Origin of the sequence: Roseibium marinum, from assembly GCF_002906165.1 — a bacterium.
Lineage (GTDB): Bacteria > Pseudomonadota > Alphaproteobacteria > Rhizobiales > Stappiaceae > Roseibium > Roseibium marinum.
In genome coordinates, this window is sequence record NZ_PPCN01000019.1 from 59,258 (window position 1) to 83,543 (window position 24,286).

At 59.9% G+C, this 24,286-nt stretch carries 26 protein-coding genes and 1 pseudogene; 6 read left to right on the forward strand and 21 right to left on the reverse strand.

Annotated elements, in window-relative coordinates:
• Nucleotides 1-104: 104 nt before the first annotated feature.
• From CLV41_RS26090 to CLV41_RS27895, 3 genes are all read right to left on the reverse strand, one after another.
• Nucleotides 105-2,072 (reverse strand): TRAP transporter permease, encoded by a 1,968-nt coding sequence (locus CLV41_RS26090; protein ID WP_103225431.1) that lies wholly within the window; start codon nucleotides 2,070-2,072, stop codon nucleotides 105-107.
• Between the two features lie 107 nt (nucleotides 2,073-2,179).
• Nucleotides 2,180-3,385, reverse strand: a complete 1,206-nt coding sequence (locus CLV41_RS26095) for a TAXI family TRAP transporter solute-binding subunit (RefSeq protein WP_170107328.1) — start codon at nucleotides 3,383-3,385, stop codon at nucleotides 2,180-2,182.
• A gap of 83 nt (nucleotides 3,386-3,468) precedes the next feature.
• The gene (locus CLV41_RS27895; protein WP_208987737.1) at nucleotides 3,469-3,627 is read right to left on the reverse strand and encodes a hypothetical protein; all 159 of its coding nucleotides are present in this window, start codon (nucleotides 3,625-3,627) and stop codon (nucleotides 3,469-3,471) included.
• Between the two features lie 677 nt (nucleotides 3,628-4,304).
• Here CLV41_RS27895 and CLV41_RS26100 point away from each other — a divergent pair.
• Nucleotides 4,305-5,189: a LysR family transcriptional regulator gene (locus CLV41_RS26100; RefSeq protein ID WP_103225433.1), complete on the forward strand. Its 885-nt coding sequence runs from the start codon at nucleotides 4,305-4,307 to the stop codon at nucleotides 5,187-5,189.
• 145 nt (nucleotides 5,190-5,334) lie between these two features.
• On the opposite strand, the gene CLV41_RS26105 is transcribed toward CLV41_RS26100, so the two are convergent.
• Genes CLV41_RS26105 through CLV41_RS26115 form a run of 3 tightly spaced genes read right to left on the reverse strand, consistent with a single transcriptional unit; the run spans nucleotide 5,335 to nucleotide 7,933 of the window.
• Complete coding sequence (locus tag CLV41_RS26105) at nucleotides 5,335-5,766, reverse strand: Rieske (2Fe-2S) protein (protein ID WP_103225434.1); 432 nt, start codon at nucleotides 5,764-5,766, stop codon at nucleotides 5,335-5,337.
• The gene (locus CLV41_RS26110) at nucleotides 5,763-6,860 is read right to left on the reverse strand and encodes an amidohydrolase family protein (protein WP_103225435.1); all 1,098 of its coding nucleotides are present in this window, start codon (nucleotides 6,858-6,860) and stop codon (nucleotides 5,763-5,765) included. Before CLV41_RS26110 ends, CLV41_RS26105 begins: the two co-directional genes overlap by 4 nt.
• Nucleotides 6,857-7,933 (reverse strand): amidohydrolase family protein, encoded by a 1,077-nt coding sequence (locus CLV41_RS26115; RefSeq protein ID WP_103225449.1) that lies wholly within the window; start codon nucleotides 7,931-7,933, stop codon nucleotides 6,857-6,859. The genes CLV41_RS26110 and CLV41_RS26115 overlap by 4 nt, the downstream gene beginning before the upstream one ends.
• A 409-nt stretch (nucleotides 7,934-8,342) precedes the next feature.
• On the opposite strand from CLV41_RS26115, the gene CLV41_RS26120 reads away from it, so the two are divergent.
• Nucleotides 8,343-8,819: a GFA family protein gene (locus CLV41_RS26120; protein ID WP_208987738.1), complete on the forward strand. Its 477-nt coding sequence runs from the start codon at nucleotides 8,343-8,345 to the stop codon at nucleotides 8,817-8,819.
• A 50-nt stretch (nucleotides 8,820-8,869) separates the two neighbouring features.
• Here CLV41_RS26120 and CLV41_RS26125 read toward each other — a convergent pair whose 3' ends face one another.
• The 8 genes from CLV41_RS26125 to CLV41_RS26160 form a co-directional block, all read right to left on the reverse strand.
• Nucleotides 8,870-9,673, reverse strand: a complete 804-nt coding sequence (locus tag CLV41_RS26125; protein ID WP_103225436.1) for an ABC transporter permease — start codon at nucleotides 9,671-9,673, stop codon at nucleotides 8,870-8,872.
• Nucleotides 9,670-10,404, reverse strand: a complete 735-nt coding sequence (locus CLV41_RS26130; protein ID WP_103225437.1) for an ABC transporter ATP-binding protein — start codon at nucleotides 10,402-10,404, stop codon at nucleotides 9,670-9,672. Before CLV41_RS26130 ends, CLV41_RS26125 begins: the two co-directional genes overlap by 4 nt.
• A 27-nt stretch (nucleotides 10,405-10,431) precedes the next feature.
• Nucleotides 10,432-10,863 (reverse strand): hypothetical protein, encoded by a 432-nt coding sequence (locus CLV41_RS26135; RefSeq protein ID WP_103225438.1) that lies wholly within the window; start codon nucleotides 10,861-10,863, stop codon nucleotides 10,432-10,434.
• Nucleotides 10,860-11,492 (reverse strand): ABC transporter ATP-binding protein, encoded by a 633-nt coding sequence (locus CLV41_RS26140; protein ID WP_103225439.1) that lies wholly within the window; start codon nucleotides 11,490-11,492, stop codon nucleotides 10,860-10,862. The genes CLV41_RS26135 and CLV41_RS26140 overlap by 4 nt, the downstream gene beginning before the upstream one ends.
• Nucleotides 11,489-12,202, reverse strand: a complete 714-nt coding sequence (locus CLV41_RS26145) for an ABC transporter permease (RefSeq protein ID WP_103225451.1) — start codon at nucleotides 12,200-12,202, stop codon at nucleotides 11,489-11,491. Before CLV41_RS26145 ends, CLV41_RS26140 begins: the two co-directional genes overlap by 4 nt.
• Nucleotides 12,203-12,241: 39 nt before the next feature.
• A complete protein-coding gene (locus CLV41_RS26150) occupies nucleotides 12,242-13,252 on the reverse strand; it encodes an ABC transporter substrate-binding protein (RefSeq protein WP_103225452.1) in 1,011 nt (336 codons plus the stop codon).
• Nucleotides 13,253-13,323: 71 nt separating this feature from the next.
• Nucleotides 13,324-14,343, reverse strand: coding sequence for a YVTN family beta-propeller repeat protein (locus CLV41_RS26155; protein WP_103225440.1), 1,020 nt, complete (start codon nucleotides 14,341-14,343; stop codon nucleotides 13,324-13,326).
• A gap of 10 nt (nucleotides 14,344-14,353) precedes the next feature.
• Nucleotides 14,354-15,535: an ABC transporter substrate-binding protein gene (locus CLV41_RS26160; RefSeq protein ID WP_103225453.1), complete on the reverse strand. Its 1,182-nt coding sequence runs from the start codon at nucleotides 15,533-15,535 to the stop codon at nucleotides 14,354-14,356.
• A gap of 137 nt (nucleotides 15,536-15,672) precedes the next feature.
• Between CLV41_RS26160 and CLV41_RS26165 the strand changes: the two genes are divergently transcribed.
• The 4 genes from CLV41_RS26165 to CLV41_RS26180 are packed head-to-tail and all read left to right on the forward strand — an operon-like array spanning nucleotide 15,673 to nucleotide 18,535.
• Nucleotides 15,673-16,173, forward strand: coding sequence for a DUF3280 domain-containing protein (locus tag CLV41_RS26165; protein WP_103225441.1), 501 nt, complete (start codon nucleotides 15,673-15,675; stop codon nucleotides 16,171-16,173).
• 7 nt (nucleotides 16,174-16,180) lie between these two features.
• Nucleotides 16,181-16,723, forward strand: a complete 543-nt coding sequence (locus CLV41_RS26170) for an SRPBCC family protein (protein ID WP_103225454.1) — start codon at nucleotides 16,181-16,183, stop codon at nucleotides 16,721-16,723.
• Nucleotides 16,692-17,717 (forward strand): hypothetical protein, encoded by a 1,026-nt coding sequence (locus CLV41_RS26175; RefSeq protein WP_103225442.1) that lies wholly within the window; start codon nucleotides 16,692-16,694, stop codon nucleotides 17,715-17,717. Before CLV41_RS26170 ends, CLV41_RS26175 begins: the two co-directional genes overlap by 32 nt.
• Nucleotides 17,690-18,535 (forward strand): quinoprotein dehydrogenase-associated SoxYZ-like carrier, encoded by an 846-nt coding sequence (locus CLV41_RS26180; protein ID WP_103225443.1) that lies wholly within the window; start codon nucleotides 17,690-17,692, stop codon nucleotides 18,533-18,535. The genes CLV41_RS26175 and CLV41_RS26180 overlap by 28 nt, the downstream gene beginning before the upstream one ends.
• Nucleotides 18,536-18,715: 180 nt before the next feature.
• On the opposite strand, the gene CLV41_RS26185 is transcribed toward CLV41_RS26180, so the two are convergent.
• From CLV41_RS26185 to CLV41_RS26215, 7 genes and pseudogenes are all read right to left on the reverse strand, one after another.
• On the reverse strand, nucleotides 18,716-19,234 hold the full coding sequence (locus CLV41_RS26185) for a PQQ-dependent catabolism-associated CXXCW motif protein (RefSeq protein WP_103225455.1): 519 nt from the start codon (nucleotides 19,232-19,234) through the stop codon (nucleotides 18,716-18,718).
• 71 nt (nucleotides 19,235-19,305) lie between these two features.
• Nucleotides 19,306-20,088, reverse strand: a complete 783-nt coding sequence (locus CLV41_RS26190) for a substrate-binding domain-containing protein (RefSeq protein ID WP_103225456.1) — start codon at nucleotides 20,086-20,088, stop codon at nucleotides 19,306-19,308.
• 133 nt (nucleotides 20,089-20,221) lie between these two features.
• Nucleotides 20,222-20,710 carry a c-type cytochrome, methanol metabolism-related gene (locus CLV41_RS26195; protein WP_235867263.1) on the reverse strand — a complete coding sequence of 163 codons (489 nt, stop codon included), beginning with the start codon at nucleotides 20,708-20,710 and terminating at the stop codon, nucleotides 20,222-20,224.
• Nucleotides 20,711-20,895: 185 nt separating this feature from the next.
• Entirely contained in the window at nucleotides 20,896-22,695 is a 1,800-nt protein-coding gene (gene xoxF5, locus CLV41_RS26200) for a lanthanide-dependent methanol dehydrogenase XoxF5 (protein ID WP_103225444.1), read from the reverse strand.
• 138 nt (nucleotides 22,696-22,833) lie between these two features.
• Nucleotides 22,834-23,223, reverse strand: a complete 390-nt coding sequence (locus CLV41_RS26205; protein ID WP_170107331.1) for a c-type cytochrome — start codon at nucleotides 23,221-23,223, stop codon at nucleotides 22,834-22,836.
• Between the two features lie 26 nt (nucleotides 23,224-23,249).
• Entirely contained in the window at nucleotides 23,250-24,116 is an 867-nt protein-coding gene (gene fghA / locus CLV41_RS26210; RefSeq protein WP_103225445.1) for an S-formylglutathione hydrolase, read from the reverse strand.
• Nucleotides 24,117-24,127: 11 nt separating this feature from the next.
• Nucleotides 24,128-24,286: pseudogene (locus CLV41_RS26215) on the reverse strand (S-(hydroxymethyl)glutathione dehydrogenase); the annotation flags it as partial.

The following is a 24,286-nucleotide window of genomic DNA, read 5'->3' on the forward strand; positions in this document are numbered from 1 at the left end:
CTGAAGTTCGCGAGCACATGTGCCTGAGCTTGGAAAACGCCAGTTCAATCGGGTCGATATCCGCACGATAGGGCCGCGGATTTACCCGGATTGACCGGACGGCGTCAGGGTAGAACCGGCGGCGCGATACTTGTTCGCGACCGGGGCGCTCCCAGAAGGATTGCGCCCGCCGCAATGACCAGCCCGATCCCCGTGCTCATCCATTCGGGAAAACCGATCAGAAGTCCGGCGACGAACAAGGGGACCCTCGACCACATCGCCAGCCGGCCGCGCCAAAGCATATAGCCTTCCGAGGCGGCGGCGATGAAAATGACCGCCAACAGGTTGAAAACGGTCCAGATTACAGTGAGATACAGCGGCCCCTGAAGAATGAGCGCCGGCTCGAACAGGAAGAAAATCGGCACGAAATAGAGCACGATTCCCAGTCGGGCGGCATGCATACTGGTTTGCAGGGCATCGGAGCCACTGATCCGCGAGGCCAGAAACGCGGCGAGCGCCACCGGCGGAGTGATCGCGGCAAGCGAGGCGTAGTAGGCGATGAACATGTGGATCGCCAGGGTGTTGAGCCCGGCGATCTGTTCCAGCGCCGGGGCCAGCGTCAGCGCCAGCATCAGATAGGCGGCAACGATCATGCCCAGCATCCCGAAGATGATGCAGACCACAATGCCGATCGCCAGCACCGGGACGACATTGTCGCCGCCCATGCGCACCAGGCTGGCCGCGATCACCGGTGCCAGTCCGGTGGCCATCAGACCGCCGAGAATGAAACTCGTCGGCAGGAGAAGCCCCATCGTCTGGCTGAGAAGCTTGGAGATCTGGTAAAACAGGTCCGGGATACGGCGGATGTGCAGCCGGAGCTTGGGATGCAGCGTGGTCAGGACCAGCAGCAGCGCGGAGGCATAGAACGGGGTCAACCGCTCCCAGCGCATGATGACAAGACCCCATACCAGAAAGGCGAGCACCAACAGAAACGGCCAGCCGTCTTTGAGAACCTGGACGACCCTGGGGAGATCCTCGCGTTTTTTGCCCTCGATACCGTGGCGCAGCGCGAAGCCGTGCACGTGGCAGTACAGGCCGAAATAATAGAGAAACGCGGGAATGATGGCTCCCATGACGATGACGCCGTATTGAATTCCCGTAAAGTCGGCCATGATGAAGGCGACCGCGCCCATGACCGGCGGCATGATCATCCCGCCGGTCGACGCGCAGGCCTCAAGCGCACCGGCATAGTGTGCCGGAAATCCGGCCCGTTTCATCGCGGGGATGGTCACGGAGCCTGTGCCGACCACATTTGAAAAGATACTGCCTGACAGCGACCCGAAAAATCCGGACGCCAGCACCGACACCTTGGCCGGACCGCCGCGCGCGGTGCCCATCATCGCGAGGGCCAGATTGAGGAAGAAATCGGCCGCGCCGGTCGCGACCATGAGCGCGGCAAGAACGAGAAACCCGATCAGGGTTTCGGCCACGACACGGGTCACGACACCAAGCATGGCATCGTTGGAGAAGACATTGAAGGCGACAGTGCGGGCGAAGCTGGTCGGTGGTCCCCAGAACATGCCGGGCATATAAAAGGCATAAACCGGATAAAGCGACAGGACCACAACGATCACCAGGAAGATGTGGCCGCCCGACCGTCTCGCGCCTTCAAGAACCAGGAGGAAAAGCCCGAGGGCGATCCACAGTTGCCAGTCTTCCTTGACCGGCACCCAGGTGCCGAACACGAGTTGACGTGAGAAATAAGCCATCACGAGGCAAAGGACCAGGATAAGGATGGCAGGCGCATAGCTTGCCCATGTCACCCCCCTTTCGCCCTTCCAGGCCGGCAACAGCAGAAACACAACCGGCAGGAACGCTGCCATCAGCAGGAAGTAATAGGTGAGATCGAGCATCGGGAACAAGGAGAAGATATAGCCGACGGCCATGGCCACGCCCGCCGCGGAGGCCAGGATCACCAGGGAGCGCACCCAGAACGGCATGGACTGCCAGCGGTCCTCCGAAGGGTCGCGCATGTCTTCCGGAAGAATATCCGGACTCGGTTCCACCGCGAAAGAAGCTTTATCGGCGTTCATGCTTGCATCCTGGGCCGTTCCGGCCGGTTCGATCGGGTTTGCGATCCGCCTGTTGTCGCAGGCACCCGCGCGCGGGTGCCTGCGAAGGCGAAGAACGTACCGGAGAGTTAAAGATCGCCCACCATGTTGGCGTAGGACTTGGTGACGCCGGCATCGGCCTTCATCTTGGCCCACAGGGCCTTGAAGTCTTCGCTTTCGGGCGAAACCTTGATGCCCCGGGAATCGGCTTCCGCGAGTGTCGCTTGCCACAGCGCGACGCGGTCGGTGGCCAGCTTCACAAGGGCGTCCTGACGGGCCTGGTGGGTGTCGGTCCAGATGCCCTTTTCCTTGAGGTACCTGATCGCGCCTTCATGCAGAGGCTGCAGGGCACCGGCGTCCAGGAATGTCTTCAGGCTGTCCACGCTCATCATGTGCGCGTGCTGGTAGTCGTCCTTGAAATCATCGTAATGCTCGTCGAGCCATTTGAGGAGATGGTAGACGAACTCCGGATCTTCATCGGCACGCACATGGTTGGCCTGAAAGGCATGATCCACATAAACTCCGATAGAGCTCTTGGTCCCGGACGTGATAACTGCCGGAATGTAGCCGACCGTCTTGGCGCGGTAGCGGGCAAAGGCTTCCGGGTCGTCTTGCTTGTCGGGTAGCGGCAGCCAGGCAATCCCGCCGTGGGTGGCTTCCGCCTCGTAGCTTGTGCCGGAGATTGGGGAGGTAAAGGCGACTTCGGCGCGCCCCTCGGTCACAACCGCGGTGTTTGCGCCGTAATTGCTTGTTTCGATCTTGTTGACGTCATCTGAAGTCAGGCCGTTATAGGCGAGAAGGGCTTCAATGCCGCCTGCAAGAAAGGACGAGGACGCTGTGTAGGCGATGGTCGTGTCCTCGTTGACGTCGGAGAAGGTCTTGAGGTCGCCGTCGCCCTTGACCATGTATCCCCAGGGCGTGATCAGGTTCATGGTCGCCACACGGGTGTCGGAAGGACCGCCATACGGGGTCATGAAGCCTTCGACCGCATCCATCTGGTCGAAATATTCCGACGCCTGCATCAGCGATATATCGCCTTCGTCGGTGTTCAGCCACTCGGGGCGGGCATAGCCGTTCGGTGCCGGCTTAATGGCGACGCGAACCCCGGTCTGCGCGGTGAGTTCGGTGGTCCAGGCAACCGCCAGAGAATGGTTGCCGGATCCGACGACCGGCGTCACAACGGTGAAGTAGGCGGGCCACTTGTAATCCTCCGCCAGCGCGCCGCCCAGAGCGCCTATCGATAGGCCTAGTGTCGCAGATGCGCTCAGCACCAACCGTCTCGTTATTTTTTGCATCTTATTCCCCTCCTCCACTTCCGGGCGACGAACGTGCCACCCGCTGGTCGATGTCGCGGCTCGTCCAACCGCATTTGTGTCCATCAACCCGATATCTTGATGCCCGTCACGGTGCCGGCATCGTCATCGACCTCCACAACATCGCCTGTACCGGTCGGCGCGAACATATCTCCCTCGCGTTCGGTGGCGGCCGGCACGCGCGACACGACGGACCGCGGCGTGATTTTTGTCGTCATGCACATGAAGATAGCCGCCGCCGTCGCGGCGCCTTTTAGCCGGCAAATATGGAAGCAGGCGGACGAGGCGTCGCGCTGAGAAGTGATCCGGATCGATTCCGGCGGTCACCCGGCAATTAGGGGTAGACGCATTGAAAGCGCCCACGACATTTCGTGTTTTAACGAGCTTGCCGGCACCCATAGCCCCAACATGGCAAACGGGCAAATCCATCGCCTGTGCAACAGCCTTACCATGCGCACTGTCGCGCATAGCGGCCTCCTCCGCAGTCAGTTGCATTGCTCCTCCCGAGCTCTCAACTTCCTGCGAAAAGCCTAGCCAAGGGCTTCCATGTTGATAACAGAAGAAATTCCGTTTTCAGTTTTGTCGATTCGCGAAAACTGATTGAGGGAAAGCGTGAAGCTGACACCCGGCCGGCCCCGTAGGCAAGTCCCGGGCGAGGAAAGACTGTCAAGGTTCCTGGATATGTGAAGCCGACAACCGGGCGCGGTCTCGCACCAGGGAGCGACGGACGGAAGTGACACTGGTGACCTTTGCGGCCGGTTGACCGACGGCCGCGAGGTATCAATTGAAATGCTGGAATATTTCAACAGATTTGCACGACAGGCAGCTAATGCGCCAAACTCGGATTTCCCGTGCAAGAGCCGCGTCCGCTCGGGCAACCAAACAAAGCGAGTGATCGAATTTGACACTTCTGATCGACATCAAGGCGTTTCTGACCAGCGCCCGCGTTCACGGTTTTTCTTCCGCCGCACGGGAACTGAGAACGACGCCGTCCGTCATTTCCAAACGAGTTGGGCGTTTGGAAGAAGAGATCGGCATAAAATTGTTCCGCCGCACGACGAGGGCCCTCACTCTGACGCCTGAAGGGGAAAGTCTGCAGCCCAGATTACAGGAATTGGTCGCCCAACTCGACGACGTGCTTTTCAATCATGACCGTTCGGGCATTCGTGGCGCTTTGCGTATACGCTCCACAACAACCATGGGGACTGCGTTTGTGGGGGCGGCGGTCAACCGGTTTCAGGCCGTGCATCCGGGCATAACCATCGAACTGCTCCTGATCGACCGCCCCGTTAACCCGCTGGAGGAGGATTTCGATATCTCGTTCGGGGCGTTGCCCCAATCTTTTGGCGGGGTCATTGAAAAGCCGATGTGCCCATATCCTCGGGTTCTTGTCGCGGCCCCGGGTTATCTGGACAAACATGGACGTCCCCAAAAGCCGGCCGATATCGTCAATCACGACTGCCTGGTTTTTGTCCCCGTCGGCCATACCTGGACATTCAGCAGCCCGAGCGGCGCCATATCGGTAGACATTCATCCGCACTACACTGTGAACGACAGTCGTATATTGGTCGACGCGGCGATCAATGGCCTGGGTTTGGCTATCGTGCCGGATTTCCTGGCAAGAGAACCACTGGAAGACGGTCAGCTCGTCAAGGTTATGCCGGACTATCCGGTGATACCTATCTGGTTCAAGGCAATGGTCCCGCGCCATAAAGCGTTACGACCCGAAGTCGTCGCTTTGATCGAACATATTCAAAAAGAAAGCGAAACCGCTCCCTGGGTTTAGGGTACGGACCCATGAAATCAGGATGAAATGGCATCCGAAAAAGAAGGGCGTATTGGGCAGGCTTTGCGCCGGCCGACAGCCTGATGACGAAAAACCGGTCATTCACAGCCGCCGGTACGTATCGTGCCTCGACGAACTTGCCCGATCACCGGGCGGCGGAAACGGGCAGGTTCACGACGACATAGTTCCCGTCGACCTCCACGGGAACCGTGTCGGCGACATAAGGCCCTTTGGCCAGTTCGCCGCCGGCAATGGCCTCGGCCGAATAGGCGCGGGTCCGCGTCGATTTCGGATCGCTCCAGGATTGGCCGGTGCGAACGTCATATTCCCATCCGTGCCAGGGGCACTTGAGCATTTCCGACGTCCGGCAGGGCCGGTAATCGCCTGGGCCTTCGCTCTCCACCGTGCCGCTCAACCGGCCGGCCGACAGTTTCGCCCCGCCATGCGGGCAAACATCCATGAGGGCAAAGAACTCGTCTCCGAGGCGGATGAGGCAAAGCTCCCGGCCCGCGACTTCGATGCGGCGAATGCCCTTGTCCGGGAATTCGGCCACTTCCGCCACCACGTATCTGGTCATGCGTACCCATAGAGTTTGCTTGCATTGCCGCTGAGAACCGCTTCGCGCTGATGCGGCTCGACCGGGAAGCGGAAGATGCGATAGGCGTCATCGTAATCCCAGTGCGGATAATCGGACGAATACATGAGCCGATCCCAGCCGATCCAGTCGATGACATCGACAATGTCACGCGGCTTCTTCGGCTCCTCCATGGGCTGGGTCGACCACCAGAAATGCTCCTTCATGTATTCCGACGGCTTGCGTTTCAGGTGCGGCACCTCCTTGTGGAAGGTGTCGAAATGCTTGTCCATGCGCCAGCCAAGCGCCGGAATCCAGGAGAAGCCGCCTTCGATGATCGCGACCTTCAGTTTCGGGAAGGCTTCGAACACGCCGTCGATAACGAGGCTCGTTACCAGTGCCTCGGCGCTGGGAACGAAGGTATAGTGCTCCTGAAAATAGAAGCTCGGCCAGCCGGTGCCGGTCGAGGGCTTGCCATTGGAGAATCCGACCGGGTGCAGCCCGATGGGCAGCCCCGCCTCGGCGGCGGCGCGGTAGATCGGCCAGTATTTGCGCGAGCCGGGCGTTTCATAGGGGCGCGTCGACATGATCACCTGCACGAAGCGCTTGTCGCCGGCCAGCCGCTCGATCTCGGCGACGGCCGCTTCGGGATTGTCCTGCGCCACCACGATGCCGCCGCGCAGGCGCGGTTCGGGCTCCAGCCATTCGGCGATCTGCCACTCGTTGGATGCGTAGGACATCGCCGCGGCCAGGTCGGGATTGCGTTCTTCCATGCCACCGCGCGACAACGCGATCAGGTTGCCGATCTCGATGCCAAGCGGATCGAGATGCTGGTCGCGCAGCATCTGCAGATCCGATCCGGGCGGTCCGACCTCCGGTTTGGCATCCATGCGCATGCCGTTCGCGGTCATGCGCGGATAGGCAAGCTGGCCGACCAGCGCCTGGCGGATATGGGTGCCGAAGGTCTGCATGTGCTCGACCCAGCGCTGCTCCATATAGGGAAACAGGGTCGATGCCGATTTGTGCGCGGGATGGATGTCGCAGTCGAAGATGCGCGGCCGCGTGGTGGCGTTCGTTTCGATGAATGGCTGGTTCATGCCGGTGCCTCCAGGGTTTCGCCGGCCCGGCGCACAACGGGGTCGTCGGCAAGGCGCGGGTAGGCTCTCAGTGCGTTGCCGGCCAGAATGCCGACAAGCGCATCCTCGGAAAGCCCTTCCGGCAACGGATCGTCGCCGGTGAATTGACGGTGCGGATAGTCGCTCGAATAGAGCAGCATGTCGGTTCCGCCGATATGCTTGATGGTCTGGCGCAGCTCGTCGGGCCCGGGCGGGTCGCAGGGCTGCAGCGTCACGAACACCCGCCCCGCCAGGATTTCCGAGGGCTTGCGATCGAGCCACGGCACTTCCTGACGCACACCGCGCCAGGTCTTGTCGTTGCGCCAGATGGTCGTCGGCAACCAGGCAAAGCCGCTTTCCAGGAAGACCACCTTGAGATCGGGAAATTTCTGGAACACGCCCTCGCCGGCCAGCCCTGTCAGGATGTTCTCGAAAACCATGGACTGCATCACATAGTCCTCGAACTGGTAGGACGGCCAGCCGGAGACGCTGGGCGGAACGCGATAGAGCCCGCCGGCGTGGATCGCAAGGGCAAGGCCATGCTTCTGGCAGGCCTCGTAGATCGGCCAGTAGTGGCGATTGCCGTGATGAATCTCCTGCATGGCAAGCATGAGAACCTGCACGAACCGCTTGTCTCCGGCCAGCCGCTCGATCTCGGCGACAGACGCCGCCGGGTCGTCCCCCGAGACATAGATCGACCCGCGCAAGCGCGGTTCGTTGTCGAGCCAGGCTTTGGCGACGTGGTCATTGACCGCGCTCATCAACGCCGCGCGCATATCCGGATTATGCAACGCGACCACGCCATGCAGCATGGAAGCGATGGCAATGCCGGTCCCGAACCTGTCGAGCGCGCCACTGACATCCAGGCCTTCATAAGCGGGATTGAGCGTCAGCGGCGAGTTCGGTGGATAGGATGTCAGCCGAAACGGGCTTGAGGTGATCTCGCGTTCGATGAGCTGCTGGCGCCAATGCTCATTCAGGTAAGGCAACAGATCGCTGATCGCCACCTGCGGCAGATGAAAATCCGCATCGATACGAAACAGGTGTCCAGACATCGCGTCCATTCCTCCCGATGATCCGCCCGGTCAGCGGTTTTCTTCTTGGACGCACATCATATTTCCGGTGTCGCGAGCGAGGAACCACACAAATTACGAAAGCAGACTTCGCAATTCGCGCACTTGCGCGAAATGGCGACATCGGGATTTCATGGAGCATCGGGCGTTTTTCCGCCGGCGGTTGAAGACGTGAGACAGGGAGGCGACGGCGCATGGCACGAAACGACAGATTGAACCCGCTCCCTCGAACCGCCCACAGCGCGGTTTCGCGAGCGGGTCGTTTCGGCGTTGACATCCGGGCTGGCCTCCCCGATGTCTGTCTGCGCACCGTTGGACCGGCACATGAAGGCGCGGTGATGACGTGCCGCATGACGACTGATCCGGCTCAATCGGCGGAAGGACGGAACCGATGACCGACATCGCGCATGTAACGCTTCCCGATCTGCCGATCGAAGGCGGCTGCCAATGCGGACAACTCCGCTATCGGATCACAAAACCGCCGCTGACCTATTATGCCTGCCACTGCACGGTCTGCCAGAGACAGTCCGGCAGCGCGTTCGGCTCGTCGCTCATGCTGGAAGCCGACGGCGTCGAACTGACCGGCACGTGCGAAACCTTCGGGCCCACCGGCGGGTCCGGGCGGCCAATGGAGTGCACCTTCTGTCCATCCTGTGGCGTGAGAATCACGCACCGGAAAGTCGGCAGCGATATTCTGGTGGTCAAACCGGGCACGCTGGACCGCAGGTCCTGGCTGGTCCCGGCAGGGCATATCTTCACCGCGACCCGCCTCCCCTGGATCCGTCTTGGCGAGGAGGATGGCCTGCTCTTTGAGGACGCACCCGATCTGCCGGCGCTGAAAGAACGCTGGCGACGGATGACCGGCTGATCTCCCCGAAAGCGGTCCCGGGAATTGCTGCGGAGCAGTTTCACGAGGCGTTATCTCGAACCGGGCTGCCGGAGGCGTTGCAGGCCGCGTGACGGGTCGTAGCCGATCAGCGCACCGGCCATGAAAACGGAGAAGGATATGCCCACCCACAACAGCGCGGCCCCGTTGAATTGTCCGTAAAGCGAAAAGCGGATGAGTTCCACGGCATGGGTGAACGGATTGAACGCGCAGATGTCCCTCAGCAGGGGGGAACTCTCCGCCATCTTCCACAGCGGATAAAGCGCGCTCGACAGGAAGAACATGGGAAAAATCACGAAATTCATGACGCCCGCGAAGTTCTCCAGTTGCCGTATGGTGGACGAGATGAGCAGCCCCAGCGCCCCGAGCATGAGCCCCGACAGCACCAGCGCCGGCAGCAGAAACACATATCCCGCTGCCGGCATCTCGATCCCGAACAGGGCGGCCAGGGCGAGGAAGACATAGACCTGCACGACAGACACGGCGGTGCCCGCCAGAATTTTGCAGAACAGCAGCCAGCCGCGCGGCAGCGGGCTGGTCAGCAGAAGCCGCATGGAGCCCATCTCACGGTCATAGACCAGCGACAGCGAGGATTGCATCGCGTTGAAAAGCTGGATCATCCCGCACAGCCCTGGCACGATGTAGACCTCATAGGTGATGTAGGTCTGGTACGGGGGAATGATGGACAGGCCGAGAGCCGCCCTGAAGCCGGCCGCGAACACGACCAGCCACACCATCGGCCGCACCAGGGCGGCGAAAAACCGGCTTCGTTGATTGATGAACCGCCAGGCTTCCCGGAAGACGATGGCCCGCAGCGCTGTGAGATAGCTTTTCACCCGGCTTCCGCCTCTGCTATCTGCCCGCTGGTCAAAGCCTTGAAAGCGTCCTGAAGACTGGCGCCCGCGCACAGGTTTTCGGCACGTTCGTGCTTCAGGATGCGTCCCTTGTGCAAGACGACGACATCGTCCGCCGGCCTTATTTCATCGACGAGATGCGTCGCCCAGAAGACAAGCAGGCCGGCCTCGGTCAGGTCGTGGACATGGTCGGTGATCGCGATACGGCTCTCGATATCCAGTCCGACGGTCGGCTCATCAAGCAGCAGCACCTTCGGTTCATGGATCAGTGCCCGGGCAATCTCCATGCGGCGGCGGTGGCCGCCGTTCAATTCCCTGACTTTTTCGCGCGCGCGTTCGGACATGCTCAACCGCTCCAGGGCCGCTTCGATACGTTTCTTTGCCTGGGCTCCGGACAGGCCCTGCAAAGCCGCGAAATATTGCAGGTTCCACGCAACCGACATGTCCAGGTCCAGCGTGGGCTGCTGAAACACCACGCCCAGCGCGGCCAGCGCCTTGCGCGGCTCGCGGGCAAGGTCGTGACCCGCGATCCGGATCGAGCCTTCTCGCGTCACGAAGAGTCTCGTCAGCAGATTGAAGAGTGTGGATTTACCTGCCCCGTTGGGACCGAGCAGGGCGCAAAAACGCCCCGCGTCCAGTTCGATGGTGACATCGTCCAGCGCCTTTTTCGTACCGTAACTGTAGCTGACGTTGCGGACGGAAAATATCGTCATGCGCACGGATGTCCCAAGAGCCGCCCCTTATTGAATGGTGATCTCGACCCGCTGGTTCTCACCGGTGGAACCCGGCTGGCGCAGGAAATAGCGCCCGGGCTTGATCGCGAGAAACTCTATTTCCATCGTACCTTCGTCGTCGAACTCGACGCTTTCAAGTCCGAACGGCCGAATCTCGAGCCCGTTGACCACCACTTCGTTGATCCAGATCGCGCGGAAGAACCCCGATCCCTCAAGGCCCAGTTCGGCGCTGCCGTCCGATACGATCTCGATCTCGTACATCGTTCCGGACTTCAAAAGAAGCGGCGCGTCTGAAATCGGCTTGCCCGACGACAGGGTGAGCTCCGGCAGTTCCTCGCGATTGGACTTGTCCAGTACGCCCGCAAAACCGAATTCATGCGCCTGGACCGGCGCCGCCAGGAAAATGACGGCCAGAGATGTTCCCAGAATGCTTTTCATGATGCTTCCTCCCGTCGAAATTCCGTTATCTTGCAGTCGGGAACCACCGTTGCCGGTGAGCCCGCAAGTTCAAGTGTCCGGTCAGCAAGCTGACGGGCTTCTTCCTTCTCGTGTGTGACGAACAGCGTCGCCGGCGTCAGTTCCCTCATCAGGGTCTGCGTCAGGGCAATCATGTCCGCCGCGGTCGCCTCGTCCAGAGAGACGAATGGCTCATCGAGGATCAACAGCTCCGGATGCCCCGCGAAGGCCCTTGCAAGCGACAGGCGCCGTTGCTGACCGAGCGACAACTGCTTTGGGTACATATCCGCCTTGTCGCCAAGTCCGACCTTGGCGAGCATGTCCCGCGCCGCGGCTTCGGAGAGCTGGGGGTGAATGATCAGGAGATTGTCGATCGCCCTGCGCCAGAGCAGAAGCGTCGGCTCCTGAAATACGATCGCCATGGCCTCCGGCCGGCGGACGGTTCCCTCAAAATCGTGGTCTATTCCCGCCACGAGCCGCAGCAGAGTGGATTTGCCGATGCCGGATTTTCCAAGAACAGCAAGGCATTGGCCGCGCTGAAGCTCGAAGGAAACATCTTTCAGGACCCGTGTCTGGCCATAGTTCTTGGTCTTGATGTCGACGGAGATCATGCCAGCCTCCACGCCTGGACCCGTTTTTCCACGGGCTGCAGCAGGAGCCATTCGATTGACAGCATCAAGGCGATGAAACTCAGCGAATAGACCAGTACCATGGCCACGTCGAAAAGCTGGAAATACAGGTGGATCTGAAAGCCGATCCCGTTGGAGCGGCCGAGAAACTCGACGACGAGGACAACCTTCCAGATCACGGCGATGCCGGAGCGCGACGCGCCCGCGATGAACGGCGCCAGTTGCGGCACCACGAAATGGCGCAGATACGTGAAGGGACGCACACGGAAGACGGTCGCCATCGATTTCAGTTCCGGGTCCAGCGCCCTCGCCCCCTCGCGAATGATAGTGGCGACGCCGGGGATCTTGTTGAGGGCCACGGCCGTCACCGCCGCAATGTCGTTGAGACCGATCCACAAATAGCACAGCACGATCAGAACGAGAGCCGGCAGGTTCAGGAAAACCACCAGCCAGGGATCCAGCCACTTGTCGAGTTTGGGCCGCGTTCCCATCAGGAACCCCAGAACAATGCCCGCGGCCAGGGCAGTGAAAAAGGCCGCGATCACCCGCGCCACTGTCATTGTCAGATGGTAAACCAGTTCCCCTGACACCAGTTCCTGCCAGAATGGCTCCACCAGGGCCGCAGGAGACGGCAGGACCGTAGGGTCGCCTCCAATCGCCGCCAGCAGGAACCAGACGCACAGCAACGCCATCAAGGAGATTGCGCGGATGATCGGTGTCGCCAAGAGCTTCTACTCGAGGTCGGCGAACAGACCGGCGGGCAACTCCTTGACGCCGCCGACAAGTTTCTCACCGCCAAGACTGACCATCAGGGTGAAGAAGGTCGCCGCGCCGTCCACGTCGATGTTGCCCGGAGCGGGAATACCCGCCCTGAAATCCTGGCGAAGCGTCTCGAAGGCCGCGTCAGTCTTCGCGTTCATGTCCGGACGCAAGGGTTCCCAGGCAGCGTCGTCGCTTGCCAGCAGGTCTTTCGCGGCCCGTGAAGCGCCATAGAGCGCCTTGGCCATTTCCGGATGTTCCTGAAGATAACTCTCCTTGAGGACATAGCCCAGAAGCGGAATGTCGGGATTGAGCCCGAGCGCTATCGCGGCTGTCTCGACCGAGATCAGTTCCCGCATTCCAGCGGCCTTCATCTTTGCCAGAAAATGCCAGAAATTGATGGAGCCGGCCGTTTCACCGCTCAGGCCGGCCTTGAAGATGAGGGGCGGCGCACCGAAGACCTGTTCGGTCTCAGCGGCAAGATCAAAGCCGTATTCCTTCTGTGCGAAGGCTTGAAGAATGAGCCAGCTCTTGTCGACCGGCCCGCCTGCGATACCTATTTTCTGCCCGCGCAGATCCTCAAGGGTCGTGGCCGTGCTGTCCTTGGGCACCACCAGTCCGCCCACAGCCTTGGAATAGGGGATGAACACATAGTCCTTGCCGGCGGCGCGCTGCCTGGCGACCCAGATCCAGTCGGCGACGGCGACATCAGCCTCGCCCCCTTCCAATGCAACGCGTGTCGCACCGTTGTCGGCATAGGGCACGACGGAGAGTTCGAACCCGTTGGCGGTGTCGAAGCCGTTCCGCTTGATGGTGTCCAGTTCCCAGTTGACCGTACCTATCTTCAGCACCGCGGCGCGCAAGACCGGCAGATCCGACGCTGTTGCCTTGTCCGCCGGGGACAGCGCAAGCGCAAGGCTCGCGCACAGCAAGCCGCCAAGAACGTTGCGTCTTGGCAGGCGACCGGTGAGAAACCGGCGCATTTTCGAAAAGGCTGTTCGGTGTCCGTGCATTTGAAATCCTCCCAGTTTCATTTTATGCGCTGACTGTTGGATCAATCCGGCGCGACCACAACCCCCCAAGGCTGTTGCCCCACCTGGATCGACTTCACGGCTTCCTGTTCCGCTACATCTATCACGGTTATGTCGTTGGAGTTGCCGTTGGTTGTCAGCAGGTATTTTTCATCCGGCGTGAATTCGAGCTGCCAGACGCGCTGGCCGACGAGAATGTAACGAACCACCTCGTCTGTCGTGGCGTCGATAACCGCCACCCGGTTTGCCGGGCCAAGGGCGACAAACAGCCACTTGTTGTCCGATGTGATCCGCATCCCGACCGGCTGCAGCCACTCCGGCTGGACACCCGGAACCTCAAACCCGATCTTGTCGACAAGTTCCGGTCCGGTCTCTCCCAGCATGTTGATCACGGAAACCGTGCCGCCGATTTCCGAGCTGACGTAAAGCGTGCTGCCGTCATTGGTGAAGCGGGCGTAGCGCGGCCGCTGATCCACCAGGATATTGTGCTTGATCTTGTAGTCCTCGGTGGCGATGAAATGCGCCATGTTCGTCGTCTCGGACGTATTGACCACGAAGCGGACATCGGGACTGACGGCCATGCCTTCCGGTTCGACACCGACCGGCACCTCGGCCACGACCGTTTTCGATCGGGTATCGACGACGGTGACCAGGTTGTCATCCTCGTTCGAGACGTAAAGCGTGCTCCCGTCGGGGCTCATGACGAACAGCTCCGGATCGGGTCCGGAAGGCAAGGACCACAGGAATTCATAGGTCTTGGCATCGAACACCTTGATCGTGTCGTCGTCGGACGCACAGACATACAAATGCGCGCCGTCGGGGCTGATACCGATGCCCCGGGGCCTGTTCCCGGCGTCAAATTCGGCAATCGGTTCCCAGTTCGCGCTGTCGATCACGGTAACCGTGTTGCCTTTTTCGTTGCTCACATAGACCTTGTTGGCAAAAGCTGGACCGGCGAATAAAACGCAGATCGACAGGATTGCCGGCCACAGCCGGGAAGCCGGTTTGACTGACCGAAGGACCTTGAACAGGTGTCGCATCATGACGGTTGCCTCAATTCCTGAATGCCGCACAGGCGGACTCTGCCTCGTCGAGACCGAGACTGTCCAGCGGGGAGCGATGATGAAGATACCCGTCCTGCGGTGACACGCTGACGGTTATTTTGCTGTCGGTGAGCAGAATCGGCTGGCGCATTTGCCCGTTCCAGGACCGGAATGTGACCTTCTGGCCCTTGAATGCCGCCAGCTCGAAGGCATCGCTCAGGATGTACTCCTTCATGACTTCCGGATCCGCGCTGGATGTGCGCGTGACGGCTTCGCCGATGACCCGCAGCGCCAGCCAGGCATTGTAATCCTCGGGCAGAATGTAGCGCCCGTTCTGCTTTTCGAAGCGGCGCTGAAACTGCGTTGCGCCCCAGGCCTCATGGGCGGCATGAAAATTGACGGGTCGCAGTCCGCCGGAACCGGCAACCGGACGCGGGCTCCAGGCCTGATAAGGCAGGTAGAGGGCGAATACATCGCTTTCGTCCGCTGCGACGATGACATCGTGTTCGCGCGCCTCCTGCGTGAACACCGGGATTTGCCGCTGCACCAGGACATGGCCGCTGTCCGCCCGCCGTGAACCGCCGGTATCTTCGAACACCCGCTCTTCCACGATCTTTGCGCCGAATTTCGTCGCGGACCGCCTGTAAGCGTCAGCAAGTTTCACATCATCCGGATTGGAGCCCGAGATCAGGAGCCAGCGCGACCATTTTTTCCACATCAGAAACTGCGAAACCGCATCGGCGAGCATTGCCCGGCTTGGAGCCACATGGAGCAGATTGGCTTTGCAGTTGCCGTCCCGCAGGTCCGTTTCAGACGCGGCGACGTTGAAGACAAGGACGTCGGGACCGGCAAGATCGGCAACCTTGAGGACATCTTCTCCACGGCCATTGACCACAAGCAGCTTCACGCCCCCGCGAAGGAGAAGATCCACTTTCTCCTGAAGGTTTTCCGGTGAGGAAGTGGCCGTTTCCAGCGAGAATTCATGGCCCAGAAACGAGCCTGTCGTCTGGTTGTCTTCATTGCCCAGGCGGGCACCTGCGAAGGCGAGATCGTCCGGGATGCGGTCAAACCGCGAAACCGGTGCCAGCTCCGGATAATCGATGCGAAGCACCCCTGCCTTTATTTCCAGAGACCACGCCGCGGACAGGCCGGCAAAGAACGGGAATGCGAAAACGAGTATCAGGCCGCGCATTGTGAATGCAATCAGAACCTGCATCATAAACTCTTCCGATCTTTCCGGTTTCAGCGATTGTGCCAAAGCTGCCCGGGGAAAAAAATCGATACTTTAGGATCTATTGCGGTGCGATTCATGCGTCATAGAATAATTGCATGAGGCAATTCGTGCTGCTCGCAATTCTTTTACTGTTCAACGCAAGCGCTCTTGCGGATGCTATTCCGCGTGGCAGCAAGGTAGCCTTTCTCGGTCTCGGGTTCGTCGACCTGTCGACCGAGGGGGCCTACAACGGCGAAAGAGACGATGAAACCCGTCGTCTCGTACTCCTCGAACAGCTTGTCGAGAAGCGCTTTCGGGACGAGGGCATGGTCCTGGTCGATATTGCCCCGGTTTCTGAAAAACTCGCCAACATATCCAATCCCGGCAACTGCTACGGCTGCGATGTTCGCATGGCGAAAACCCTCGGCGCCGATTTCGCGCTCGCCGGGGCCGTCCACAAAATCTCGAATTTGGTTATCTCGATGAACCTGTTCCTCCGCGACGCGGAGACAGGCAAGGTTCTGCGTGCCAGGGCAGTCGATGTTCGAACAAACACCGACCGTTCGTGGAGCCGCGGGATGAACTACATCCTGAAAACCGCCTTCTTCAAGGAATAGACTGACAATGCGCATACTTCTTCGGGTCCTCACAATCCTGGTTCTGTCCTGGCTCGCTCTTCCGGCGGCCCTGGCACATGGCCCCACCCGCCAGAAGGTAACGCTCACGCAAGAGGTCGCCGCGCCACCTGCCGAAGTCTGGGCGCTGATCGGGAACTTTCAGGACATGAGCTGGCATCCTGCGGTGTTCGCCAGCACCGGCGAGGGCGGCAACGCCATCGATGCGACGCGGGTGCTCACGCTCGGACAGGACGGCGGTCCGACAATCTCCGAAGTGCTCTACAAATTCAGCGACGAGAAGATGAGCTATTCCTACCGGATCACGGACGTGGATGTCGCGGTGCTGCCCGTGACCAACTACTCCTCGCATGTGACGGTCAAACCGGGAAAAAACGGTGGTTCCCTGGTGGAGTGGCGCGGGGCGTTCTATCGCGGCTATCCCAACAACGATCCGCCGGACAATCTCAACGACGAAGCCGCGATCGCGGCCGTGACAGCTGTCTACAAGGCGGGTCTCGATGCCCTTCATGAACGTTTTCCGGGGAACTGAGCAGCGCATTCTCGGCGTTTCCCTCTTCTGCTTCCTCCTCAACTCCCCCGCGGGCGTCCCGGCGCTCGCGGGGTCTTTTGCATTCGTGACCAACCAGAGCAGTTCCGATCTCAGCGTTCTGGATCTTGAAGGCCGCCGCGAGATCCGCCGGATACCGGTTGCCGGGCAACCCGCCGGCATCGCGGTCAGCTCCCCGCTCAACGCCTTTTACACCGTCAGCCCCGACAGCAAGACCGTGCGCCGGTTTTCCCTTGCCACCTGCAAGGTCCTGGCGGAAACCCGATTGCCCGGCGGCCCGGTGGGCGTAGCGGTTGCTCCGCGATCCGGTCTCGTCTTCGTCTCCGACTGGTACAACGCCCGCATCTTTGTGCTCGATGCCGAAAACCTTGCAACGACCGGTGAACTGGAAACCGGTGGCGCTCCGGCCGGGCTGATTGTTGCCGGGGACGGCAGTTGGCTCGCCTCCGCGGACCGGGATTCAAATCAGGTCTCGATCTTCGATCTGCCCGCCATGACCTTGCGCGCCCGCGTTACGGTGGGCGAACGGCCCTTCGGCATCGCTGTCGATCCGCAGGGGCGTATCCACGCGGCGAATGTCGGCTCGAACTCCGTCACGATCATCGACCCGCGGTCGGCTACAGTCACCGCCACGGTGCCGGTCGGCGACCGCCCTTACGGTGTCGCATTTGCCGGTGGACACGCCTTCACGACCGACCAGTATGCGGACACCGTGAGCGTCTACCGGCTTTCCGATTTCGAGCGCGAGGGCACGCTGGAGGTCGGCGAGGCGCCCGAAGGCATCGACGCGACGCCGAACGGCAAGCTGATCGTCTCGACCAACTGGTTTTCCAACACGGTCAGCCTGATCGATCCGGAAACTGTCGAAGTCGTCGGTGAAATAGAGACCGGCGACGGTCCGCGCGCCGTTGGAAGATTTATTCATGAATTACCGGGAGGAAATGTTCCATGTCAGGAAACCCAGCGCATCGAGTGAATTGGCCGGCCTGCCTGGCCGCCGCCGTCATTGCATTCCTGCTGCCGGCGCCCGCGGCCGCGATCGAGGCCAATTGGCCGGATCTGCGCTCGGAGCTTTATGGTGGCCGGTTCCTTGCCGTCTCCGATGAGGTGATCAGCATCGATGCGCCTTACCGCACGGACAATGACGCCCGCACCGGCGTAACCGTCCGATTGGCCGCGCCGGAGGGACACGCATTCAGGGAACTTCACCTGATCCTGGACGAAAACCCGATGCCCGTCTCCGCTCAGCTGACCTTCGCCCGGCCGCTTACCGCCTTCGAGTTCGCCGCAACCATGCGCTTCAACGGTCCCACTCCCGTTCATGCGGTGGCCGTCCTTGAAAACGGCCAGCTTTTCGTCGCCGAAACCTTTGTGAAGACGTCCGGGCTGGGAGCGTGCTCCGCTCCTCCGGGCACCGATCCGGACGAAGCGCTCGCCACCCTTGGACAGATGGAGCTGGTCATCCGACCGCAAACGGATTCCGCAAGCCTCGTCAGAAATTTGCGCGCCGGCCGGCCGAACGGCCTCGCCCTGGATGTGAAGATCAGCCATCCGAGCCATTCCGGCATGCAAAGGGATCAGATCTCCCTGCTCTACATACCGATCCGTTATGTCGATACCCTGGACATCAATCTGAACGGTGAACCGTTCGCCACGATGACCGGCAGCATTTCGCTGAGCGAAAACCCGCAGGTCACCGTATCGGTTCCCAAAGGCACAAGGCGTGTCAGGGCGAAGCTGACGGATACCGACGGCACGGCTTCGGAGGTGGAACGCGAGTTGGCTGATTATTGAGCCGGCGGGTCCTCCACCAGTCAATGCGCGCGAGTCTTGGGAGAAAACTCGGTTTCGCGGGACTAGAGACAAGCATGTCGCGTTTAAGTGGATTCATGGATTTAGGAGGGCGCCCGAGGCAGCGTTTGCATTGCAAATGCGTTCGGGCGATTTCCTGAAGTCAATTTAACGCGACACGCTTTATTGCGGCTCCGGTTCGGGCTGGAGCTCCTCAACGGGGAAATCCTCGAACGTCCAGCCGTCGGTTCCTTCCGGATACCAGTAGACGGTCTCGTAGCCGTATTCCAGCGCCCGTCTGGCCGCGTTCCAGGACATCCAGCATTCATCGAGACAGAAAAACAGCACGGGGCGCGCGGTGTCGCCGCCCGTGGCCTTTTCGAGGCCGGACCTGAAATACTCCGAGGTGATTTCCGCGATCCGTCCATAGCCGACATTGGGCAGCCACAGGCTTCCCGGGATCGACAGGCGGGGCTTGTCGCGCCAGATCGTGCCCGCGGGAAGGTTTTCCGGTTTCGGGGCGCGGGGCAGCACATCGATGAAAGCGGCGTCTCCGGTCTGCCAGAGCGCATGCGCTTCCTCGCTCGAAACGACCGTGCCGCCGCTTAACGTTTCCGGGACCGGACCCCGGTAAGGCTCTTCACGGTAGTCATCCGGTTCGGGCACGCCTTGCGCGCATAGCGCCGCCGGCCATACCGTCATCGCAGCGGCGATGAAAGCGGCGCGGAGTGTCCTGCCGCTCAAAGGCCCGGCTGACACGATGGCTACCATGGTTATTTTTCCCCGTAAGGAGCCGTTCCCATATCGTTGAGAAGCGGCACACCCGCCTCCTGCAGGATATCGTTGATTTCGCCCTGGTTTCTCCGGATGAGCGAATTGAGCTTGCGTTGCCAGACCTTTTCACCTTGCCGGACGCCCATGGTGATGCGGAAAACCAGCCGCGGCGGCAATGTTTCACCGATCAGCGGTGTGACCTGAAAACTCTGGTGATCCTGCTTGACCAACGGACCTCCGATCGGTCCCCACAGGATTGCGGCGTCGATTTCACCTTCCTCGAGATCGGAAAGCATGTCGAGTGCCGGAGATTCGTGGCGTCTGTCCACCGTCAGATTATAGGGTTTCGCGGCCGCGATCAGACCGTTGCGCGCCATGTGAGACGCCGGAGGCGACCCCGCGATGATTCCGATCCTCTTGCCCTTGAGCTTGGGATCGGAAAGCGTTGTCACATCGGCCAGATCGCCGTTTTCGGGGACGATGAGCGTATAGGCGGACGTCATGTAGTGATTTGTGTTGAGGACAAGCTCATGGCCTTGCGCGTATCCCATGATCACGTCACACCGGTTTGCCCGCAAGGTGTTGCGGACAAATCCCGTCGCCATCGGATACCAGGTATATGCCACGGGAAGCTCAAGCTTCGCGGCGACCAGATCGGCCAGCCGGTTTTCATATCCGGCGCCAGCTTTGTCGGAGAGCGGCAGATTGGCGGGGTCCGCGCAAACACGCAATTCCGTATGCGACACGAGATCCGATGTCTGCGCGCCCGCCGGGATGCCCATCGCGATCGTGAGCGCCACACCAAGCGGCCACGACAGTGTTCGGGCAAGCTGTTTCCAGCGCGAGGAAAACGCACGGTTCTGTGAGGTGGCAGAATGTCTGCCCTCCTGCCGATCCGCTAAACCGCGTCGACCGTCATCCTCCAAGACACGCATTTTCTTCCTCTCGGATTACGTCCGACTTGCCTTCCTTTTTACGAGGGCGCCCACGCGCGACCGCATCGGTCCCACGGGCTTTCAAATAGACGTAAATGTCGTTGATGTAGCACATCACGTTTGGATTTGTGCCGAACGCGGGCATGACCGAATTCTCGGACGCATTGACCTTTTTCCGGCCATTCGTCACGACATCGAGAAAGTCGTAATAGTCCATGTCGAGCGCGGACTTTTTCAGCGCCGGCGCATAGGTCGACCCTTCGCCCTCGGGCCCGTGACAGACGTGGCATTCGGAATGATACCGGCGGAATCCGGAATAGGTCGGCCAGTCGATCGTGCCGTCTTCCTGAACATTGTAAGTAGGCACATCATCTTCGGTAAAGTATCGGCCGTCTTCCGAATATGCCACCGCAACCAGGGCTTTATCATAGGCTTCTTCCGCTCCGGCCTGAAGCCCTGATGAAACCATGAAGATAACTGCTGCCGACGCACCCAATAGTTTAATCTTACACATCGTCTGTCCCTTGAGAAACAACCTGTCCGCCTTGACCTCGGCTGCGGCTTCGGACCATTGATCTGGCCACACTGTATTCACCGCAGATGATAAGAACCGGCGCGACCGAAGTGCGCCGGTTCCATTCTTTTAAATACCGATCAATTCGGAAGCGCGAAGACCGTCAGTTGGCCACCCAGCGCGGTGTAGTCGCTCAGCGCTGCGTAACCACCCACGGCGCCCAGACCGTCATTGGGGTTTGTCAGCCCGGCTGCGAGACCGATACCGGCCCAACCGCCGACACCCGACAGGATGGCGATATATTGCTTGCCGTTATGGGTGTAGCTCATGACATTGCCGATGATGCCGGAGGGGGTTTTGAAGCTGTAGAGCTCCTCGCCCGTCTTCGCATCCACAGCCTTCAGGTAGCCTTCCAGCGTACCGTAGAAGACAATGTCGCCGGATGTCGCAAGAGCACCTGACCAGACCGAGAACTGCTCGGGGATCGACCAGACGATTTCACCCTTCACGTTGTCCCAGGCAATGAAGTTCCCCATGCCGCCATGGCTGTCGCCTGCCGGATACATCGCCAGGGTGGCCCCAACATAGGGCTGGCCCGCGGTGTAGCTGACGCGGAAAGGCTCATAATCCATGCAGACATGGTTGGTCGGCACGTAGAAAAGCCCGGTTTCCGGGGAGTAGGACGCAGGCTGCTGATCCTTCGAACCAAGCGCTGCAGGGCAGATGCCGGTCGAGTTCACGTCCTCGCCGTTCTGTTCGGTGGAGTATTCGGCCACCACCTGCGGACGTCCGTACTGATCCGAATTCGGATCCATGACAACCTCGGTCGCCCAGTTGACCTTGGGGTCGTATTTTTCGGCGACAAGAAGTTCACCCGTCACGCGGTCCAGCGTATAGCCGAAGCCGTTCCGGTCGAAATGGGTCAGGAGTTTACGGGTTTCGCCGTTGAAATCCTGCTCTGTCAGGATCATTTCATTGATCCCGTCATAGTCCCATTCGTCGTGCGGCGTCATCTGGTAGAACCAGCGAGCAACCCCCGTATCGGCATCGCGGGCCATGACAGTCATGGACCAGCGATTGTCGCCGGGACGCTGCGCCGGGTTCCAGGTCGATGGATTGCCGGTGCCGTAGTACACGAGATTTTCTTCTGGATCGTAGGAATACCAGCCCCATGTGGTTCCGCCACCGATCTTCCACTGATCACCTTCCCAGGTGTTCAGACCGGAATCCTTGCCGATGGGCTTGCCGAGGTGGGTCGTCTTTTCCGGATCGATCAGAATGTCGCTGTCCGGCCCCATGGAATAGGCACGCCAAGCCAGCGAACCATCCGCGATGTTGTAGGCAGTAAGCGAGCCGCGAACACCGAATTCACCGCCGGAGATACCCACGATGACCTTGTCCTTGACGGGCAGAACGGTCGCCGTATTGGTTTCGCCTTTGGTGGGATCGCCGTTGACGACGCTCCAGATTTCTTCACCCGTCTTGGCATCGAGCGCCACAAGCTTGGTATCGGCCTGGTGAAGGAAAATCTTGTTATCCGCATAGGCTACGCCGCGGTTGACCGTGTCGCAGCACATGACCGGAATAACGTCCGCATTCTGCTTCGGCTCGTATTTCCAGATGATCCTGGCTTCATTGTTGAGATCAAGCGCATAGACCGTGTTCGGGAACGGTGTGTGCACATACATGATGTCGCCGATAACGAGCGGAGAACCTTCATGCCCGCGCAAGACCCCGGTTGAAAACGTCCAGGCAACCTGCAGGTCCTTGACGTTGTCCTTGTTGATTTGGTCAAGCTTGGAAAAGCGCTGGTTTTTATAGTCGCCGGTTTGAATGACCCACTGATTTGGATCTTCTATCAATTTTTGCAGGTTTGCATCGGCAACAGCTGTTCCGGCACCCAGCAACAGCATAGCCGCAGAAATGAGTAAACGTCCCATTGTATCCTCCCTTAACGAGACAAGTTCAATTCAAGCTACTGACCGGCGTTAACCGCCCTTCCGAGTACCAGACATGTCACTCCCACCGTCTGGGTCTCAAACAGACTGTCAAATCCAGTCATTCCTCCTCGAGTTCAGCTAACTTCCTCCCTCTGTTTCGAAAGTCGCCAGATATGCGACGATATCCTGACGATCCTTTTCCTTACGAAGTCCCGCGAAGGTCATCTTCGTACCTGGCAGAAACGCCTTTGGTTTCGTAAGAAATTCATTAAGATTTTCAACGGTCCAGACCAGTTGATTTTGCTGTGAAGCCTCAAGAATGGCTTTGGAATACTTGAACTCGGCCTTCGCTGCCGCGGATTGCCCGACCACACCGTTCAGGACAGGGCCCGTTTTCGCCTTGGCATCCGCTCCCACCGCATGACAGGCCTTGCACTTCCGGAAGACTTTTTCACCCTTAAGCGGATCTCCGAGCTCGAAAGCATGAGCACCACTGAAGCCGAATGATAATACCGGCAACAAGATCAGGGGAAGAAGTATTCTGAAACTGGGCTTCACTGGGCGGCCTCCCGGCTGATGGTCAGTGTGTGATTGGCTCCGCGAAGCCTTTCGGCATGCCAGGCAATGTGATCGCCGCCAAAGGTCGAAACGAAGAAATAGGAATGGTCGTAGCGGTCCTGCATGCGCAGCACTGCCGGCTGACAGTTTTCCGTCACGACACCCGCCAGGGCATGGGGCCGCAGAAGACTGATGAATTGGTCATCGGCGCCCTGATCAATCAGGATTTCGCCATTCCAGCCACGTTCCCGCAGCAGGATGGTCGCGTCGTAATCGGCCCATTCGGCTTCATCGTCGCCGAGATAGGCCGTAAGCTGCTTGCGTCCCCAGGCCGATTGGGTCGGGTTGCTGATCGGCGCGAATGCGGACACCGATTGGTAGAGATCAGGATTGCGAAGCGCGATTATGAGCGCCCCGTGCCCGCCCATGGAATGCCCGGTAATTCCGTGACGCCCATTCAGCGGAAAGGCTCCCTCGACCAGGTCGCGCAACTCTTTGACGATGTAGTCATACATCTTGAAATGAGCGTTCCACGGTGCCTTGGTCGCGTTGACGTAAAAGCCCGCACCCTGACCGAGATCATAAGCCTCGTCGTCCGCCACATGATCGCCGCGCGGGCTTGTATCGGGAAAGATTATGGCGACGCCATGCTCCGCGGCATGTGCCTGCAGACCGGCCTTGGTCATCGCGTTTTCGTGCGTGCAGGTCAGGCCGGACAGATACCAGATACAGGGAACTTTCCCGTTACCCGCCTGCGGCGGCAGAAAAACGGCAAACGTCATCTCGCACGCACAGACCGCGGACCTATGCTTGTAAACTGTTTGAATGCCACCAAAGCACCTGTTTTCGGAAACGGTTTCCATCTCTTCCAGCTTCAATAAAGGACCACGGAACGAATTGACTCGCCGGCATGCATCAGGTCGAAGCCCTTGTTGATATCCTCCAGGGGCATCGTATGGGTGATCATCGGATCGATCTCGATCTTGCCGTCCATGTACCAGTCGACGATCCTGGGCACGTCGGTGCGGCCCCG

Coding starts and splice junctions, on each gene's coding strand:
- CLV41_RS26090 (WP_103225431.1), bottom strand. CDS start 2,072: ATGAACGCCGATAAAGCTTCTTTCGCGGTGGAACCGAGTCCGGATATT.
- CLV41_RS26095 (WP_170107328.1), bottom strand. CDS start 3,385: ATGCAAAAAATAACGAGACGGTTGGTGCTGAGCGCATCTGCGACACTA.
- CLV41_RS27895 (WP_208987737.1), bottom strand. CDS start 3,627: ATGTGCATGACGACAAAAATCACGCCGCGGTCCGTCGTGTCGCGCGTG.
- CLV41_RS26105 (WP_103225434.1), bottom strand. CDS start 5,766: ATGACCAGATACGTGGTGGCGGAAGTGGCCGAATTCCCGGACAAGGGC.
- CLV41_RS26110 (WP_103225435.1), bottom strand. CDS start 6,860: ATGAACCAGCCATTCATCGAAACGAACGCCACCACGCGGCCGCGCATC.
- CLV41_RS26115 (WP_103225449.1), bottom strand. CDS start 7,933: ATGTCTGGACACCTGTTTCGTATCGATGCGGATTTTCATCTGCCGCAG.
- CLV41_RS26120 (WP_208987738.1), top strand. CDS start 8,343: ATGACCGACATCGCGCATGTAACGCTTCCCGATCTGCCGATCGAAGGC.
- CLV41_RS26130 (WP_103225437.1), bottom strand. CDS start 10,404: ATGACGATATTTTCCGTCCGCAACGTCAGCTACAGTTACGGTACGAAA.
- CLV41_RS26135 (WP_103225438.1), bottom strand. CDS start 10,863: ATGAAAAGCATTCTGGGAACATCTCTGGCCGTCATTTTCCTGGCGGCG.
- CLV41_RS26140 (WP_103225439.1), bottom strand. CDS start 11,492: ATGATCTCCGTCGACATCAAGACCAAGAACTATGGCCAGACACGGGTC.
- CLV41_RS26145 (WP_103225451.1), bottom strand. CDS start 12,202: ATGGCGTTGCTGTGCGTCTGGTTCCTGCTGGCGGCGATTGGAGGCGAC.
- CLV41_RS26150 (WP_103225452.1), bottom strand. CDS start 13,252: ATGCGCCGGTTTCTCACCGGTCGCCTGCCAAGACGCAACGTTCTTGGC.
- CLV41_RS26155 (WP_103225440.1), bottom strand. CDS start 14,343: ATGATGCGACACCTGTTCAAGGTCCTTCGGTCAGTCAAACCGGCTTCC.
- CLV41_RS26160 (WP_103225453.1), bottom strand. CDS start 15,535: ATGCGCGGCCTGATACTCGTTTTCGCATTCCCGTTCTTTGCCGGCCTG.
- CLV41_RS26165 (WP_103225441.1), top strand. CDS start 15,673: ATGAGGCAATTCGTGCTGCTCGCAATTCTTTTACTGTTCAACGCAAGC.
- CLV41_RS26170 (WP_103225454.1), top strand. CDS start 16,181: ATGCGCATACTTCTTCGGGTCCTCACAATCCTGGTTCTGTCCTGGCTC.
- CLV41_RS26175 (WP_103225442.1), top strand. CDS start 16,692: ATGCCCTTCATGAACGTTTTCCGGGGAACTGAGCAGCGCATTCTCGGC.
- CLV41_RS26180 (WP_103225443.1), top strand. CDS start 17,690: ATGTCAGGAAACCCAGCGCATCGAGTGAATTGGCCGGCCTGCCTGGCC.
- CLV41_RS26185 (WP_103225455.1), bottom strand. CDS start 19,234: ATGACGGTATGGCCGGCGGCGCTATGCGCGCAAGGCGTGCCCGAACCG.
- CLV41_RS26190 (WP_103225456.1), bottom strand. CDS start 20,088: ATGGGCATCCCGGCGGGCGCGCAGACATCGGATCTCGTGTCGCATACG.
- CLV41_RS26195 (WP_235867263.1), bottom strand. CDS start 20,710: ATGGTTTCATCAGGGCTTCAGGCCGGAGCGGAAGAAGCCTATGATAAA.
- xoxF5 (WP_103225444.1), bottom strand. CDS start 22,695: ATGGGACGTTTACTCATTTCTGCGGCTATGCTGTTGCTGGGTGCCGGA.
- fghA (WP_103225445.1), bottom strand. CDS start 24,116: ATGGAAACCGTTTCCGAAAACAGGTGCTTTGGTGGCATTCAAACAGTT.